We start from the raw sequence: 15,612 nt of genomic DNA, 5'->3' as shown, positions 1-15,612 counted from the left end.
GGAGACCCCCTCATGCCCGCTCCCCGCACCATCCTGCTCACCGGCGCCGCAGGCGGCCTCGGCACCTTGATGCGGGGGCTGCTGCCGGCCTACGGCTACGAGCTGCGGCTGCTCGACGTGCGGCCCATCGAGGGCGAGCCGGACGCGATCACGGCCGACCTCGCCGACAAGAAGGCGCTGCGGGAGGCCGTGCGGGGCGTCGACGCGGTCATCCACCTCGCGGGCATCTCCCTGGAGTCCTCCTTCGACAAGATCCTGCGGGCGAACATCGAGGGGACGTACAACCTCTACGAAGCGGCGCTCGAAGAGGGCGTCCGCCGTGTCGTCTTCGCGTCGTCGAACCACGCGGTGGGGTTCACGCCCCGGCCCGTCGGCGACGATCCGCTGATCCCGGTGGACACGCCGCGTCGCCCCGACACCTTCTACGGCCTGTCGAAGTCCTTCGGCGAGGACCTCGCCCAGTTCTACTGGGACAAGCACGGGATGGAGACGGTCTCCGTGCGGATCGGCTCGTGCTTCCTCGAACCGTCGAACGTACGGATGCTGTCGGTCTGGATGAGCCCGGGGGACGGCGCCAGGCTCTTCCACGCGGCGCTGACCGCCCCCTCGGTGGGGCACACCGTGGTGTACGGGTCGTCCGCGAACACGCGGCTGTGGTGGGACCTCTCGTCGGCGCGTGCGCTCGGCTACGAGCCGCAGGACGATTCGGAGCAGTACGCGGAGAAGCTCATCGCCGAGCAGGGCGAACTGGATCCCGCGAACCCGGATCACGCGCATCTGGGGGGCCACTTCTGCACGAACCCTCCGGTGTGGCCCCACTGACCCTCCGATGACCCTCCGATGGCCTTGCCGAGCCGGGGTCGTCCTCGGCCGCCGGAGGGGCTGAAATCAGCCCTCCGGCGCCGTCGGAGGAGTGCCCGGAACCCCCGAACGGGCAGCGAACGGGCACCCTTGACCCCCCGAACGGGCACACCGCCCGCCCGAACCACAGGCCGTGGCCCTGCCAAACGGGCAGAGGCGGGCAGCATCGCCCCCGTTCCGAGCCTGTTCACGCACCGCGCCCCGCTGTAGAACTTTCCCCCAGGGCCCGAACGGGCACAGCGAGGGAAGGAGGCGGCGCCCATGACCGCGGAAGAGCGCCAGCGGGAAATCGTCCGGGCGGCGCGGTCCTCCGGCTCCGTGGACGTCACCGCGCTCGCCACCAAGCTGGGCGTAGCCAAGGAAACCGTCCGGCGTGACCTCCGCGCCCTGGAGGACCACGGTCTGGTCCGCCGTACGCACGGCGGCGCCTACCCCGTGGAGAGCGCCGGTTTCGAGACCACCCTCGCCTTCCGCACCACCATGCACGTCCCGGAGAAGCGCAGGATCGCCGCTGCCGCCGCCGACCTCCTCGGCGACGCCGAAACGGTCTTCGTCGACGAGGGCTTCACCCCGCAGCTCATCGCCGAGGCACTCCCCGAAGCCGCCAAGGGCCGCCCTCTGACCATCGTCACCGCGTCCCTGGCCACCGCCGGCGCCCTCGCCGAGGCCGACAACATGTCCGTTCTCCTCCTCGGCGGCCGTGTCCGTCCGGGCACCCTGGCGACCGTCGACCACTGGACGACGCGCATGCTGGCCGGGTTCGTGATCGACCTCGCCTACATCGGGGCCAACGGCATCTCCCGCGAGCACGGCCTGACCACGCCCGACCCCGCGGTCAGCGAGGTGAAGACGCAGGCCATCCGCGCGTCACGGCGCACCGTGTTCGCGGGCGTGCACACCAAGTTCGGGGCGACGAGCTTCTGCAGGTTCGGGCACGTCGGCGAGCTGGAGGCCATCGTCACGAGCACGCAGCTGCCCGCCTCCGAGGCACACCGCTACTCGCTCCAGGGCCCCCAGGTCATCCGCGTCTGACGCTCCCGACCGCCCCCTGGACCCCCGCTCCGGCACCTGTCGTGATCCCGCACGCCCTCACCCGCCTTCGACGCCCCCCGACACACCCCCTCACACCCGATACGCCCCCATACGTCCCCATACGTCCAGGAGCATTCATGCGAACCCAGAGCCGACGGAGGCCGCGCGCACTAGCCGCGGCAGCCGCAGGGACGCTGCTTGCCCCGCTGCTCTCCGGCTGCTGGGCCGGGGCGGGCGGGACCGGTTCAGGCGGCGACTCCATCAACGTACTGATGGTGAACAACCCGCAGATGGTCGAACTGCAGAAGCTCACCGCCGCCCACTTCACCAAGGAAACGGGCATCAAGGTGAACTTCACGGTCCTGCCCGAGAACGACGTCCGCGACAAGATCAGCCAGGACTTCGCCAACCAGGCGGGCCAGTACGACGTCGCCACGCTCAGCAACTACGAGATCCCGATCTACGCCAAGAACGACTGGCTGCACGAACTCGGCTCGTACACCAAGAAGGACACGGCGTACGACGAGAAGGACGTGCTGCCGTCCATGCGCCAGTCCCTCACCGGGGACGACGGCAAGCTCTACGGACAGCCCTTCTACGGAGAGTCGTCCTTTCTGATGTACCGGAAGGACGTCTTCAAGAAGGCCGGTCTCACCATGCCGAAGAAGCCCACCTGGCAGCAGGTGGCGAAGCTCGCGGCCGACGTGGATGGAGCCGAGTCCGGGATGAAGGGCATCTGTCTGCGCGGGCTTCCCGGCTGGGGCGAGTTGATCGCGCCTCTGACGACCGTGGTGAACACCTTCGGAGGCACGTGGTTCGACAAGGACTGGAAGGCCCGCCTCGACTCCCCCGAGTTCAAGAAGGCGACGCAGTTCTACGTGGACCTGGTCCGCGAGCACGGTGAGTCCGGAGCCGCCCAGTCCGGCTATGCCGAGTGCCTGAACAACCTCACCCAGGGCAAGACCGCCATGTGGTACGACGCCACGGCCGCCGCCGGTTCGCTGGAGTCCGCCAAGTCCCCCGTCAAGGGCAAGATCGGCTACGTGCCGGCGCCGGTGGAGAAGACCAAGAGCTCCGGGTGGCTCTACACCTGGGCCTGGGGCCTGCAGAAGGCCTCGCGCAACCCGGACAAGGCCTGGAAGTTCGTCTCCTGGGCGTCCAGCAAGGAGTACGAGGAGCTGGTCGGCGAGAAGATCGGCTGGTCCAACGTCCCCGCGGGCAAGCGCTCCTCGACGTACGACAACCCCGAGTACGTCAAGGAAGCCGCAGCCTTCCAGGACGTCACCCACGATGCCATCGAGGGCGCGCGGCCGACCGATCCGGGCGTGCAGCCCCGCCCCGCGCCCGGCATCCAGTTCGTCGGCATCCCCGAGTTCACCGACCTCGGCACGAAGGTCTCCCAGGAGATCAGCGCGGCCATCGCCGGACGCCAGTCCGTCGAATCGGCCCTCAAGACGTCACAGAAGCTCGCCGAGAAGATCGCCGAGGAGTACGAGGGACGATGACCGCCACCGCGAGCACCACCACCGTCGCGCCACGGACCGCGCGCGCCCCCGGGCCCAAGGCGCCGGGACGGCTGCGTGCCTGGGCCACCAGGGCCCCGCTGCTCCCCGCCTTGATCTTCATGGTCGTCGTCACCCAGCTGCCGTTCGTGGCGACGCTGGTGATCTCCTTCTTCGACTGGAACGCCCTTTACCCCGACGCCCGCAGTTTCACCGGACTCGACAACTACTCCGAGGTCCTCACCGACCCCGACCTGCGCAAGTCCGTCCTGACGACCATCGTGCTGACGGCCACCGTCGTGATCGCCAGCCTCGTCATCGGGCTCGGCCTCGCCCTGCTCCTCGACCGGAAGTTCCGGGGCCGGGGCATGGTGCGCACGCTGCTCATCGCGCCGTTCCTGCTGGTTCCGGTGGCCGCGGCGCTGCTGTGGAAGCACGTGCTCTACAACCCCGAGTACGGGCTCTTCAACGGCCTGCTGCACTGGGTGGGCGGTGACGGCGCGGCCCAGCCCGACTGGGTCTCGAACACCCCGCTGATCGCCATCGAGGCCTCCCTGATCTGGCAGTGGACGCCCTTCATGATGCTGATCCTGCTCGCCGGACTGCAGAGCCGCGACAGCGAACTCATCGAGGCGGCCCGCATGGACGGCGCGGGCAACTGGCAGGTGTTCCGCTATCTGACGCTGCCCCATCTGCGCCGCTATCTGGAGCTCGGCTCGCTGCTCGGCTCGATCTACATCGTGCAGAACTTCGACGCCGTCTTCACGATCACCTCGGGCGGTCTGGGCACCGCCAACCTGCCCTACACCGTCTACCAGAGCTTCTACCAGGCCCACGAGAACGGCCTGGCGTCCGCCGCCGGTGTCCTCGTCGTCATCGGTTCCATCATCATCGCGACCTTCGCGCTGCGGGTCGTCTCGTCCCTGTTCCGTGAGGAGGCGTCCCGCGCATGAGCACCGCTGAGACGCGTGTACGTACCCAGCCCGGGAGCCGCATCCGGGGCTCAGCGGGCCTCGGCCTCGCCGCCTGGCTGGCCGGGATCCTGTTCTTCCTGCCCATCGCCTGGATGACGCTGACCTCGTTCCACTCGGAGGAGGACGCGGCCACCAACCCGCCCTCCCTTGCCGCCTCGCTCACCCTGGACGGCTACCGCGACTTCTTCGGTTCGGGCGGCGGCGCGAGCCCCTGGCCCTCGCTCATCAACTCGACCGTGGCGTCGGTGGCCTCGACCCTGCTCGTGCTGCTCCTCGCACTCCCCGCCGCGTACGCGCTCTCCATCAGGCCGGTGAAGAAGTGGACGGACGTCCTGTTCTTCTTCCTGTCGACGAAGATGCTGCCCGTCGTGGCGGGCCTGCTGCCGATCTATCTCTTCGCCAAGAACACCGAGATGCTCGACAACATCTGGCTGCTCGTCATCCTCTACACGTCGATGAACCTGCCGATCGCCGTGTGGATGATGCAGTCCTTCCTCGCCGAGGTGCCGGTCGCCATCATCGAGGCCGCGCAGATCGACGGGGCGCGGCTGCCGACCATCCTCGCGCGCGTGGTGGCCCCGATCGCGCTGCCGGGGATCGCGGCGACGTCCCTGATCTGCTTCATCTTCAGCTGGAACGAACTGCTCTTCGCACGGGTGCTCACGGGCGTCGTCGCCCAGACCGCGCCCGTGTTCCTGACCGGCTTCATCACCAGCCAGGGCCTGTTCCTGGCGAAGGTGTGCGCCGCGTCGCTCGTGATCTCCCTGCCGGTGCTCGCCGCGGGGTTCGCCGCCCAGGACAAGCTGGTCCAGGGCCTGTCGTTGGGAGCCGTCAAGTGAAGGCCGCCATCATCGAGTCCGTCGGCAAGGCCGTAGTCGGCGAGGTGCCCGACCCCACCCCGGGGCCGCGCGAGGTCGTCGTCGAGGTCGCGGCGTGCGGTCTGTGCGGGACCGATCTGCACATCCTGCAGGGCGAGTTCGCGCCCACGCTGCCGGTGGTGCCGGGGCACGAGTTCGCCGGGGAGGTGGTGGGGCTCGGCCGCGAGGTCACGGAGCTCGCGGTCGGCGACCGGGTCGCCGTCGACCCCTCGCTCTACTGCTACGAGTGCCGCTACTGCCGCACCGGCCACAACAACCTCTGCGAGCGCTGGGCCGCGATCGGCGTCACCACCGCGGGCGGTGCGGCCCAGTACGCGGTGGCGCCCGTCGCCAACTGTGTGCGGCTCCCCGAGAACGTACGCACCCAGGACGCGGCCCTCATCGAGCCGCTGTCCTGCGCGGTGCGCGGCTACGACGTGCTGCGGGCCCAGCTGGGCGCCCACGTGCTGATCTACGGCTCGGGGACGATGGGCCTGATGATGCTGGAGCTCGCCAAGCGGACGGGGGCGGCGAGCGTGGACGTCGTGGACCTCAACCCGGACCGCCTCGCCACGGCACGGCAGTTGGGCGTCTCGGGGTCGGCGGCGGGCGCGGACGAGCTGGACCGGCCGCAGGGCTGGGACATCGTGGTCGACGCCACGGGGAACGCGAACGCCATCCAGGACGGCCTCGGGCGGGTCGCCAAGGCGGGGACGTTCCTGCAGTTCGGCGTGGCCGACTACGCGACCCGGGTCAGCATCGATCCGTACCGCATCTACAACCAGGAGATCACCATTACCGGGTCGATGGCGGTCCTGCACAGCTATGAGCGCGCGGCGGAGCTGTTCGCCGCGGGCGTCCTCGATCCCGATGTCTTCATCAGTGACCGGATGCCGCTGGACGAGTACCCGCAGGCACTGGATCGGTTCGCCTCCGGCGTGGGACGGAAGATCATCGTGGTCCCGTAGAGGCCTGCCCCCGGGCCTCCCGGAGGCCCCCCGAACGCGCCCCTTCCCCACCCCCGGGAAGGGGCGCTCCCCCGTGGAGTGCGCCCCTGGACACAGCGGGCGAAGAAAACCTGTCAGGTAAGGGAACGGCAAAGCCGGGACGTTCGTTACCCCGGACATGACCGCTATGACACCCGGCTCGAACATCCCTCTCACCGCCACCCGCGTGGCGGTGGACGTCGCCGCACCGGTGCGGCTCGACGTGTCGGGCCTGCTGCTCACCGCCGACGGCAAAGTGCGCTCCGACGACGACTTCATCTTCTTCAACCAGCCCGCAGGCCCCGGTGTGACGTACACGTCGGGTGGCGGCACGACCCCCGACAAGATCACGGTCGACACCAGCGCCGTGCCCGCCGGCATCGAGAAGATCGTCGTCACCGCGAGCCCGGACGCGGCCGGCCAGACCTTCCAGGGCATCGAGCCCACCGCCACCATCCGCAACGCGGACGACGGCTCCGTCCTCGCCACGTTCACGCCCCCGCAGCTCGGCGGCGAGACCGCCCTGGTGATCGTCGAGGTCTATCTGCGGAACGGCGCGTGGAAGGCGCGCGCCGTCGGCCAGGGGTACTCGAACGGCCTGGCCGGCATCGCGACGGACTTCGGTGTCTCGGTCGAGGAGCCCGCCGCCCCGGCCGCCGCAGCCGCGCCTGCGGCCCCCATGGCGCCGCCGACCGGTGCCCCGGTCCAGGGCCCGCCCCCGCCGGTCGCGGACCCCCGCCTGGCCGCGCCCGCCGCCCCGGCCGCTCCCCCGGCCCCCGCCGCCCCCGCGCCCGGCGCCGGGAAGATCAACCTGGACAAGGGCCGGGTCAGCCTCCAGAAGAACCAGACGGTGTCCCTGGTCAAGGGCGGCCGGCCGCTGCTCTCGCAGGTCAAGATGGGCCTCGGCTGGGAGCCGGCGTACGGCGGCAAGGACATCGACCTGGACGCCTCGGTCATCGCGTACGGCCCGCAGCGCAACCACGTGGACAGTTGCTACTTCGGCAAGCTGTCGATCGTGAACGGCGCGATCAAGCACTCCGGCGACAACCTCACGGGCGAGGGCGGCGGTGACGACGAGGTGATCGTCGTGGACCTGGGCCGTCTGCCGCAGGACGTGACGGGTCTCGTCTTCACGGTGAACTCGTTCTCGGGCCAGAAGTTCACGCAGGTCGCCAAGGCGTACTGCCGTCTGCTCGACGCGGCGTCGGGCGAGGAGCTGGTCCGCTTCGACCTCACGAACGCCGAGGCGCAGACGGGCGTGATGATGGCCAAACTCATCAAGCAGTTCACGGGCGAGTGGGAAATGACCGCCATGGGTGACTTCGTTAAGTCACGGACCGTGCGCGGCATGGTGAAGCCCGCGGCGCAGGCGCTCTAGCCTCCGCACGGGCCTGGGCCGGACGAGCAGGAGGCCCGTTGCAAAGCGCAGGGGCGGTCGGCGGGGAAGGGGTGAACCTTCCCGCCGGCCGCCCCTTGTCGTACATGGGGACGCGCGCGCAGGCGTACGTCAGGTCAGAGCTTCGCCAGCTTGGGATAAGGGCTCAGGAACCTTCCCTGGCGGCCTGCGAAGTCGATGACCACTGCTTCCTCGCCTTCCACTCCGACGATCCGTCCGAGTCCGTACTGGTCGTGGGAGACCCGGTCGCCCACGGCGAACTGCTCGATGGGCGGTGCGGGGGGCGGCGGAACGTTGAAAGGACTGTTCGGCAGGTGGCGTCGGGTACCGGGGGGCCTCGTCATGTTCTGAGTATGCGCCCTCCGGACCCCGGCGCACCATGCTCCGAGCTCACACGGTCCTCACATCGGCATCAAACCGACACACAATTGCAGATTCCTCGTAGCGGTACGTAGTTGTTCCGTGGCACCACGCGCACGACGCGCACATGTGTGCCCCATGGGCAGCGACCGGACCCCGGACGGTCAGAACAGGGCGCTGTAAGCGTTCAGGGCGGGCTGCCCGCCGAGGTGGGCGTACAGGACGGTCGCGTCGCGCGCGATCTCCCCCCGGTCCACAAGATCGATCATCCCGGCCATCGATTTTCCCTCGTAGACCGGGTCGGTGACCATGCCCTCCGTGCGGGCCGCGAGCCGCATCGCGTCGAGGGTCGCCTCGTCCGGGAGCCCGTAGGTGCCCGCGTGATAGCGCGCGTCCAGCTCGATGTCGGCGTCCTTCACCTCGGCCTGTACGCCGATGAGTTCGGCCGTCCCGCACGCGATCCTGGTGATCTGCTCGCGGGTGCGGCCGGGGTCGGCGGAGGCGTCTATGCCGAGGACCCGGCGAGGGCGACCGCCTTCCTCGGCGAGCGCGGCGAATCCGGCGACCATCCCCGCCTGGGTGGACCCGGTCACCGAGCAGACCACGACGGTGTCGAAGAAGACCCCCAAGTCCTGCTCCTGCTCGGCCACTTCGTACGCCCACTGCGCGAAGCCCAGGCCGCCCAGCCGGTGCTCGGAGCAGCCCGCCGGGATCGCGTACGGCTTGCCGCCCGCCTCTTCGACCTCGCGTACCGCCCGCTCCCAGCTGTCCTTGATGCCGATGCCGAATCCGGCGCGCACGAGACGGATGTCGGCGCCCGCGAGCCTGCTGATGAGGATGTTGCCGACCTTGTCATAGACGGAGTCGGGCCAGTCCACCCAACTCTCCTGGATCAGCACGCACTTGAGCCCGGCGCGGGCGGCGACGGCCGCGACCTGGCGGGTGTGGTTGGACTGGACACCGCCGATCGACACGAGGGTGTCGCAGCCCTGGGCGAGCGCGTCGGCGACCAGGTACTCCAGCTTGCGCGTCTTGTTGCCGCCGTAGGCGATGCCGGAGTTGCAGTCCTCCCTCTTGGCCCAGAGCGTGGCGCCGCCGAGGTGATGGGTGAGGCGGTCCAGGGGGTGGACGGGCGAGGGGCCGAAGAGGAGGGGGTAGCGGGCGTAGGAGTCGAGGGGTGCGGGCACGGTGGCCTCCAGCCGGGGCGGTGTCTGCGGTGTCTTCAGGGGTGGGCGAGTTCTTCCAGGACGCGCCAGATCTCCGTGGTGACGGCCGCCGCGGCTTCCGCGTCGCCGTCCGCGCACGCGTCGATCAGCCGCTCGTGCAGTGCGGCGGAACCGCAGGTCACGCCCTCGCCGAAGCGCTGCCTCTCCAGGCGGCGGATGAGCGGGGTGTAGCGGGTGATGGTGGCCGCTGCCGCGCTGTTGCCGCAGGCCGCGACGAGGACGCCATGCAGGTCGTCGTCGGCCCGCAGGGCGCCCTCCACGTCGCCGGACGTGAGGGCCGCAGCGAACCGGCGGTTGGCCTCCCGCATCGCGTGCAGGTGCGCGGGCGCCAGGCATGGCACCGCGCTGCGGGCGACGAGCTCGTGCATGGCGCGGACGACGGCCGCCGCGTCCCTGACGTCGGCCGCGTCCAGCGGCGTCACACGGGTGTGGCTCTGCGGTTTGGTCTCCAGGAGGCCTTCGTCGACGAGCCTCGCGAACGCCTCGCGGACGGGTGCGCGGGACAGGCCGAGCGACGCGGCGAGGTCGGCGTCCCGCACGATGCTGCCCGGCGGGATGTCGCCTCCGACGATCGCGTCACGGATCGATGCGTACGCCTGGTCCCTGAGGAGGGTGCGTCGCACCGGTTGCATGGCTCCCATGCACTGAAATGTTAGATACCAATTCCCGTCGCGGACAAGGGCCTTGACGCGAGCAGGAGCCTTCACGCGAGCAAGAACCTAGAACGGCCAGTTGCCGGAAGAGCCCGCCTCCACCAGCTGCACCATCCGGAAAGCCGCGTCCGAAAGGCCCCCGAACACATGGCGGTTGCCCGTGCCGGACTCGCCGTGGCCCACCCGGTAGCCCGCGAGGTTCCAGGTGTAGACCGGGATGTGCGCCGGAACCTGCTCGGTCGGGTCGCCGTGGTAGTTGTACGTCGCCTGCTCGTCGGTGATGATCAGGACGCGGTCGTGCTTCTCGTAGAAGCGGCGCACCGCCTCGGTGGTGTTCGTGCCGCCGAGCTTGCCGAAGCGCTCGAGGATCTTGAGCACCGACTCCCCCTCGCGGTACTTCACGCGGGCGCTCGTCGTGCCGAACTCGACCAGGTCCGCGTCCGCCGCCCGCAGCGCGAGCGCCGTGCCGAAGACCGCGGCGGCGTCCGCGCGGTTGAGCTGCGAGCGCTCCGAGAGCGGCGACCACATGGAGCTCGAACGATCCACCAGGATCAGCGAACGGCCGGGCAGCGCGGGCACGTTGGCCAGCGAGTGGCCGAGCGCCCGCTCCAGCGGGTACGCCCAGCGCAGCGACGGCGCGTGCTGGTACGCGGCGAGGTAGCGGAAGGGGAACTGGCGCGACTTCGCGACCTCCGCCGGGTCGGCGAGCTTCGCCGCGACGGCGCTCGCCACCTCGTCCGACACGCCTGCCGTGTCGAAGTTGCGCAGGTTGCGCACGAGCGCCATCGCGCCCATGGACGGAATGACCGCTTCCCAGGCCGCCTTGTCCATCGGCCCCTGCAGCCAGCCCGCGAGCGCCTCCCAGGTGAGGCCCGCCGCGGCGAGCCGCTCGGCCCCGCCCGCGCCGGTGACCACCGCGCGCCGCTCGGCGACCGGCACGGCCATCAGCTCGCGGTGCGCGGCCAGGACACGGGCCGACGCGGGCGGTACGGCGGTGTCGGGGTGGTGGCGGCGGTCGAGCGCGTACTGGAAGAGGTCGCCCTGCCACGGCTTGTCCGGGTCGGGCGCGGCGTGCACGAGGTTGAGGATGTCGCCGAAGCGGTAGCCCTTGGACGCCGTGTCGTACTTGAGCAGCGCCTTCTCGTTGTACAGACGGCGCACCGCGTCCGCGATGCCGCGCTTGACGGGCTTGGGGATGGTCCGGCCGTACGTCGCCGTCCAGTACCCGAGGAACTCGCCGGGCTCGTCCGGGCGGCGCAGCACGGAGGCGACGACCTGGCGGTTGGCGGGGCCGTCGGTGGCGCCGGCGTCGAGGCGCGCCTTGACGTACTCGGCGGCGCCGACGAGTGAGGCCGTGCGCATGTTGCCGTCGCCGCGCAGCCAGCCGAGCAGGCCCGCGGTCCACTCCGGGTCCTGGACGGCGAGGCGGCGCACGAGCGCGGCAAAACGGTGGTCGCGCTCGTCTCCGGTCTCGTAAAAGGTCTGCTGCGAGACGAAATTCGCCACCGCGAGCAGAAAGAGCTCGGAGTGCGCGTCGCGGAGCTGGCCCCGGCCGCCCTGGTGGGTCGGCGCGGTGCGTCCGGTCGACTTCACGACGGAAGTGACCAGTGCCTTCGCGGACTTGGTATTGAAGCGTGCCATGTGAATTCCCCCGAATTCCGGAAACTCCGTATGACTTTAGGAGAGGGAACTCGGGGGGCGCCAAAGGTTTTCGCCGGGCGCTTTCCACGAACCGTCGGTGGATCGCCGCTGGACCCGTCAGTGGCGCTGGCGGCGCCACGGGCCGGTGATCGCCAGCATGATGCCGGGGGTCTGGATGTTGGCGTAGAGCGTCTTGCCGTCGGGCGAGAACGTGACGCCGGTGAACTCACTGTAGGAGGGGTCCTCGGTGGTGCCCCCATTGAGTTCGTTGCGTGCGATCGGGTACGTGCGGCCCCGGTCGGTCGCCCCGAAGAGGTGCTGGATGCCCTCGCCGTCCTCGGCGATGACCAGGCCGCCGTACGGGGAGACCGTGATGTTGTCCGGGCCGTCGAAGGCGCCGTCCTTCGCCGGGTCGGGGTTCACGCCGAGCAGGACCTTCAGGGTGAGGGTGCGGCGCGACGGGTTGTAGAACCACACCTGTCCGTCGTGCGGGACGGGGCTCTCGCCGCGGGCGAACGAGGCGACGATGTAGACGCCGCCGTCACCCCACCACATGCCTTCGAGCTTGCGGGCGCGGGTGACGTCGCCGTCGGCGAACTGCTTGCGCACCGAGACCGTGCGGGCGTCGCGGTCCGGGACCTCGACCCAGTCCACGCCGTAGACGGTGCCGGTCTTCGTGGCGCGGGACAGGTCGTCCACGAAACGGCCGCCGGAGTCGTAGCACTTGGGGGCCTTCAGGACACCCGCGTCGTCGGCCAGGGTGCGCAGCCTGCCGCGGCCGTGGTGGAAGCCGTGCGGCGGGGTCCAGCGGTAGAGCAGACCGTTGGGCCCGGAGGCGTCCTCGGTGAGGTAGAGGTGGCCGCGCTTGGGGTCGACGACGACGGCCTCGTGGGCGTAGCGGCCGAGGGCCTTGATCGGCTTGGGGGCGCGGTTGGCCCGCTTATCGAGGGGGTCGACCTCGAAGACGTAGCCGTGGTCCTTGGTCATGCCGTTCTGGCCGGCCTTGTCCTCGGTCTCCTCGCAGGTCAGCCAGGTGCCCCAAGGAGTGCTGCCGCCCGCGCAGTTGGTGGCGGTGCCCGCGATGCCGACCCACTCGGCGACGTGTCCGTCGCGGCGGACCTCGACGACGGTGCAGCCGCCGGACGCGGCCGGGTCGTAGACGAGGCCGTCGGTCAGCGGGACGGGGTGCGGCCACTTGGAGCGGGGGCCGCTCAGCTCGTGGTTGTTGACGAGGAGCGTCGCGCCGCGCGGGCCCTCGAAGGTGGCCGTGCCGTCGTGGTTGGAGGGCGTGAACTCGCCGGTCTCCAGCTTGGTCCTGCCGCTGTGGGTGAGGACGCGGTACGAGAATCCGGCGGGCAGCGCGAGCAGGCCCTTCGGGTCGGGGAGCAGCGGCCCGTAGCCGGGGGCGCCGTCGTGGCCGTCGACTCCGTCCTGGGTCGTCTCCTCCGCGGCGAGCGCGCCGGGCGCGGTGGCGAGCGCGCCGACGCTGCCGGCCAGCGCGACCCCCGCGCCGGTGATCGCGGAGCGTCTGGCGAAGTCCCTGCGGGTGAGCGGCATGATGTCTCCTGAGGCGCGTACGGGCGGGCTACGGGCTGACGGTGCACGTGCTGCGACTCTCGGCCTGCGTACTTCCTGTTTCGGCCGGGCTGCTGTCGGCGTCACGTTCCCGCTCACGTATAAACGGCGGTTGAACGCTGTCCGACATCAAGGGGCCACCTTCCATGAACCTGCCTGCCACCGGCCGTCGTGTACTGATCAGCGGAGCCTCCCGAGGTCTGGGCAGAGCCCTCGCGCAGGCCTTCGCGGCGAACGGCGACCGCGTCGCGGTGCACTACGGCTCCCGCGAGGACGAGGCGCGCGCGACCCTCGCGTCCCTGGCGGGCGACGGCCATGTGCTGGTGGGCGGGGACCTGTCCGATCCGGCGGGCGCGGCGGATGTCGCGGGGCGGGCCGCCGCGGCGCTCGGCGGTCTGGACGTCCTGGTCAACAACGCCGCCGTGAACCTGCCGCATCCCCTCGCCGACACGTCGTACGAGGACTGGGCGGCGCTCTGGCAGCAACATGTGTCGGTGAACCTGCTTGCCACGGCGAACCTCAGCCACCTGGCGGCCCGCCGGATGATCGACCAGGGCACGGGTGGCCGGATCGTGAACGTCGGCTCGCGCGGCGCGTTCCGCGGGGAGCCCGACCACCCGGCGTACGGGGCGACCAAGGCGGCCGTGCACGCGCTCGGCCAGTCCCTCGCGGTGTCGCTCGCGCCGTACGGGATCGCGGTGGCGTCGGTGGCGCCCGGGTTCTTCGCGACCGAGCGGGTCGCGCACCGGCTCAGCGGCGACGAGGGCGCGGCGATCCGCGCGCAGAGCCCCTTCGGGCGGGCGGGCACGGCCGAGGAGATCGCCGCGGCGGTGCTGTGGCTCGCCTCGCCGGTCGCGGAGTGGGCGTCCGGCACGGTCCTTGACCTCAACGGCGCTTCACACCTGCGTACGTGAAAGGGAAACGACGCACGTGGGCCACTGGTGGGAAGAATCTTCGTAGACAAGGTCAACAGGAACGGATCACCCGTAAAGCCAAGATTTCGTGCAGAACGCCTTGACCCGCCCTCCACACGGCAATAGACATCACCTACGTGCATCACCCGTAGGGGGAGGCGAGCCGCGTGGACGCACAGCAGGCACGCAGTCTCCATGAGGACCGGCTGATGAAGCTGGCCAATGTCACCGGTGTCGGCACCGGGAGGGACGAGAACTCGGGTACGGACGTGATCGTCGTCTTCGTCACCCGCAAAGTTCCCCGTGACCGGCTCCGTGACGAAGACGTGGTTCCGGCGGTGCTCGAAGGCGTCCCCGTGCGCGTACTCGCGATCGGCGGCGTCGACGCCCAGACCCAGGCCTAGGACAAGGCCAAGGACAGAGCACGGACCGGAACTCCGACCCCGCAATGAAGGCGAAGAGGTGGTCTGGCGTGAGCCAGCCCGAATTGATGCGAGGACCCACCGGCGGTCAGCTCAGTGACAGCTCCCGCCAGCAGGCGACATCCGACTTCCTGCGGCCCCAGTCGCCGCTTGCCAACGTCGTCGGCTTCGGCCACGGCGTGAAGTGGACCGAGGGACAGCCCACCGGCGAACCGGCCGTCATCGTGTTCGTCACCCAGAAGGTCCCGGAGTCCATGCTCCCGGAGCGGGACGTCGTCCCGCGCCAGATGGACGACGGCACCCCCACCGACATCGTCGCGGTCGGCCATGTCGCCGCGCAGCGGCAGCAGCGCCAGTCCTCCCGCGCCGATGACCGCTCATCGGCGGCGTACGGCCCCGACGGCAGCGTGAGCGAGCAGCTCGCGGGCCTGTCGCAGCCCCAGCTCCAAGAGCGCGGCGGGCTCGGCGCGTTCGAGCCGCAGCTCCTCAAGCGCCGTATGCGCCCGTGCCCCTCCGGCGCCTCGGTCGGCAACGTACGCGTGACGGCCGGCACGCTCGGCAGCGTGGTCTACGACTTCCTGCCCGGCGCCGCCGTCGACCCGCCGGGCCCCGGCCTCGGCGTACCGGCGAAGTTCTACGTCCTCTCCAACAACCACGTGCTGGCCGACTCCAACCGCGCGCAGCTCGGCAGCGCGATCGTGCAGCCGGGCGTCTTCGACGGCGGCCAGGACCCGGCCGACCGCATCGCGACGCTGGAACGCTTCATCACGATCCAGTTCGCCCCGCAGATCCCGCTGGAGCGTCACAACAACGTCGTCGACGCGGCGCTCGGCACCGTCGACTTCCAGGACGCGACCCGTGAGACGTACTTCAGTGGTGCGCCGCGCGCCTGGCGCCGCAAGGCGAACGTCGCGGTCGGCGACCAGGTGAAGAAGACCGGCCGTACGACCAACATCTCCTTCGGCCGGATCATCGCGGTCGACGCCACCATCGACGTCAACTACGGCACGGCGGGCACGGCCCGCTTCAAGGACCAGATCCTGACGACGAACATCTCGGCGGGCGGCGACTCGGGGTCCCTGGTGACCTCGCTCGACAACGTCGCGCTGGGGCTGCTGTTCGCCGGATCGTCCACCGTGACGGTGCTCAACCACATCGAGAACGTCCGCGCGCTGCTGCGGGTCGAGGTCTCCGAGCAGCTGGCCTGACCGGC

Annotated in this window: 15 protein-coding genes; 10 read left to right on the top strand and 5 right to left on the bottom strand. The window is 70.3% G+C overall.

Annotated elements, in window-relative coordinates:
* Window positions 1-12 precede the first annotated feature (12 nt).
* The 7 genes from OG302_RS31605 to OG302_RS31575 all read left to right on the top strand — a co-directional run bounded on the left by OG302_RS31605 (window position 13) and on the right by OG302_RS31575 (window position 7,590).
* Window positions 13-822, top strand: coding sequence for an NAD-dependent epimerase/dehydratase family protein (locus OG302_RS31605; RefSeq protein WP_371529879.1), 810 nt, complete (start codon window positions 13-15; stop codon window positions 820-822).
* Window positions 823-1,122: 300 nt separating this feature from the next.
* The gene (locus OG302_RS31600; protein WP_371529878.1) at window positions 1,123-1,893 is read left to right on the top strand and encodes a DeoR/GlpR family DNA-binding transcription regulator; all 771 of its coding nucleotides are present in this window, start codon (window positions 1,123-1,125) and stop codon (window positions 1,891-1,893) included.
* A gap of 137 nt (window positions 1,894-2,030) precedes the next feature.
* Entirely contained in the window at window positions 2,031-3,398 is a 1,368-nt protein-coding gene (locus OG302_RS31595; RefSeq protein WP_371529877.1) for a sugar ABC transporter substrate-binding protein, read from the top strand.
* Window positions 3,395-4,348 carry a carbohydrate ABC transporter permease gene (locus OG302_RS31590; RefSeq protein WP_371529876.1) on the top strand — a complete coding sequence of 318 codons (954 nt, stop codon included), beginning with the start codon at window positions 3,395-3,397 and terminating at the stop codon, window positions 4,346-4,348. Before OG302_RS31595 ends, OG302_RS31590 begins: the two co-directional genes overlap by 4 nt.
* Window positions 4,345-5,208 (top strand): carbohydrate ABC transporter permease, encoded by an 864-nt coding sequence (locus tag OG302_RS31585; protein WP_371529875.1) that lies wholly within the window; start codon window positions 4,345-4,347, stop codon window positions 5,206-5,208. The genes OG302_RS31590 and OG302_RS31585 overlap by 4 nt, the downstream gene beginning before the upstream one ends.
* Window positions 5,205-6,194, top strand: coding sequence for a zinc-dependent alcohol dehydrogenase family protein (locus tag OG302_RS31580; protein WP_371529874.1), 990 nt, complete (start codon window positions 5,205-5,207; stop codon window positions 6,192-6,194). The genes OG302_RS31585 and OG302_RS31580 overlap by 4 nt, the downstream gene beginning before the upstream one ends.
* 166 nt (window positions 6,195-6,360) lie before the next feature.
* Window positions 6,361-7,590, top strand: a complete 1,230-nt coding sequence (locus OG302_RS31575) for a TerD family protein (protein ID WP_371750291.1) — start codon at window positions 6,361-6,363, stop codon at window positions 7,588-7,590.
* A 134-nt stretch (window positions 7,591-7,724) separates the two neighbouring features.
* Here the strand turns inward: OG302_RS31575 and OG302_RS31570 are convergent, their stop codons facing one another.
* From OG302_RS31570 to OG302_RS31550, 5 genes are all read right to left on the bottom strand, one after another.
* Window positions 7,725-7,952 (bottom strand): CarD family transcriptional regulator, encoded by a 228-nt coding sequence (locus OG302_RS31570; protein ID WP_135329399.1) that lies wholly within the window; start codon window positions 7,950-7,952, stop codon window positions 7,725-7,727.
* Window positions 7,953-8,132: 180 nt separating this feature from the next.
* Window positions 8,133-9,155 carry a 1-aminocyclopropane-1-carboxylate deaminase gene (locus OG302_RS31565; RefSeq protein WP_371529873.1) on the bottom strand — a complete coding sequence of 341 codons (1,023 nt, stop codon included), beginning with the start codon at window positions 9,153-9,155 and terminating at the stop codon, window positions 8,133-8,135.
* Between the two features lie 35 nt (window positions 9,156-9,190).
* Window positions 9,191-9,835 (bottom strand): GntR family transcriptional regulator, encoded by a 645-nt coding sequence (locus OG302_RS31560; RefSeq protein ID WP_371529872.1) that lies wholly within the window; start codon window positions 9,833-9,835, stop codon window positions 9,191-9,193.
* A 78-nt stretch (window positions 9,836-9,913) separates the two neighbouring features.
* Window positions 9,914-11,488: a TROVE domain-containing protein gene (locus tag OG302_RS31555; RefSeq protein ID WP_371529871.1), complete on the bottom strand. Its 1,575-nt coding sequence runs from the start codon at window positions 11,486-11,488 to the stop codon at window positions 9,914-9,916.
* A 117-nt stretch (window positions 11,489-11,605) separates the two neighbouring features.
* Window positions 11,606-13,045: an alkaline phosphatase PhoX gene (locus OG302_RS31550; protein ID WP_371529869.1), complete on the bottom strand. Its 1,440-nt coding sequence runs from the start codon at window positions 13,043-13,045 to the stop codon at window positions 11,606-11,608.
* Between the two features lie 164 nt (window positions 13,046-13,209).
* On the opposite strand from OG302_RS31550, the gene OG302_RS31545 reads away from it, so the two are divergent.
* From OG302_RS31545 to OG302_RS31535, 3 genes are all read left to right on the top strand, one after another.
* Window positions 13,210-13,977 (top strand): SDR family NAD(P)-dependent oxidoreductase, encoded by a 768-nt coding sequence (locus OG302_RS31545; RefSeq protein WP_371529868.1) that lies wholly within the window; start codon window positions 13,210-13,212, stop codon window positions 13,975-13,977.
* A gap of 167 nt (window positions 13,978-14,144) precedes the next feature.
* Complete coding sequence (locus OG302_RS31540) at window positions 14,145-14,381, top strand: hypothetical protein (RefSeq protein ID WP_361826313.1); 237 nt, start codon at window positions 14,145-14,147, stop codon at window positions 14,379-14,381.
* A gap of 68 nt (window positions 14,382-14,449) precedes the next feature.
* A complete protein-coding gene (locus tag OG302_RS31535) occupies window positions 14,450-15,607 on the top strand; it encodes a hypothetical protein (RefSeq protein WP_371529867.1) in 1,158 nt (385 codons plus the stop codon).
* The last annotated feature ends 5 nt before the right edge of the window (window positions 15,608-15,612 follow it).

This window comes from Streptomyces sp. NBC_01283 (assembly GCF_041435335.1).
GTDB lineage: Bacteria > Actinomycetota > Actinomycetes > Streptomycetales > Streptomycetaceae > Streptomyces.
The sequence above is the reverse complement of the archived record's forward strand: the minus strand, read 5'-3'. Positions and strand labels throughout refer to the sequence as shown.

Excerpts from the sequence above, each read along its gene's own strand:
- OG302_RS31605 (WP_371529879.1), top strand. The coding sequence starts at position 13 with ATGCCCGCTCCCCGCACCATCCTGCTCACCGGCGCCGCAGGCGGCCTC.
- OG302_RS31600 (WP_371529878.1), top strand. The coding sequence starts at position 1,123 with ATGACCGCGGAAGAGCGCCAGCGGGAAATCGTCCGGGCGGCGCGGTCC.
- OG302_RS31595 (WP_371529877.1), top strand. The coding sequence starts at position 2,031 with ATGCGAACCCAGAGCCGACGGAGGCCGCGCGCACTAGCCGCGGCAGCC.
- OG302_RS31590 (WP_371529876.1), top strand. The coding sequence starts at position 3,395 with ATGACCGCCACCGCGAGCACCACCACCGTCGCGCCACGGACCGCGCGC.
- OG302_RS31585 (WP_371529875.1), top strand. The coding sequence starts at position 4,345 with ATGAGCACCGCTGAGACGCGTGTACGTACCCAGCCCGGGAGCCGCATC.
- OG302_RS31575 (WP_371750291.1), top strand. The coding sequence starts at position 6,361 with ATGACACCCGGCTCGAACATCCCTCTCACCGCCACCCGCGTGGCGGTG.
- OG302_RS31570 (WP_135329399.1), bottom strand. The coding sequence starts at position 7,952 with ATGACGAGGCCCCCCGGTACCCGACGCCACCTGCCGAACAGTCCTTTC.
- OG302_RS31560 (WP_371529872.1), bottom strand. The coding sequence starts at position 9,835 with ATGGGAGCCATGCAACCGGTGCGACGCACCCTCCTCAGGGACCAGGCG.
- OG302_RS31555 (WP_371529871.1), bottom strand. The coding sequence starts at position 11,488 with ATGGCACGCTTCAATACCAAGTCCGCGAAGGCACTGGTCACTTCCGTC.
- OG302_RS31550 (WP_371529869.1), bottom strand. The coding sequence starts at position 13,045 with ATGCCGCTCACCCGCAGGGACTTCGCCAGACGCTCCGCGATCACCGGC.
- OG302_RS31545 (WP_371529868.1), top strand. The coding sequence starts at position 13,210 with ATGAACCTGCCTGCCACCGGCCGTCGTGTACTGATCAGCGGAGCCTCC.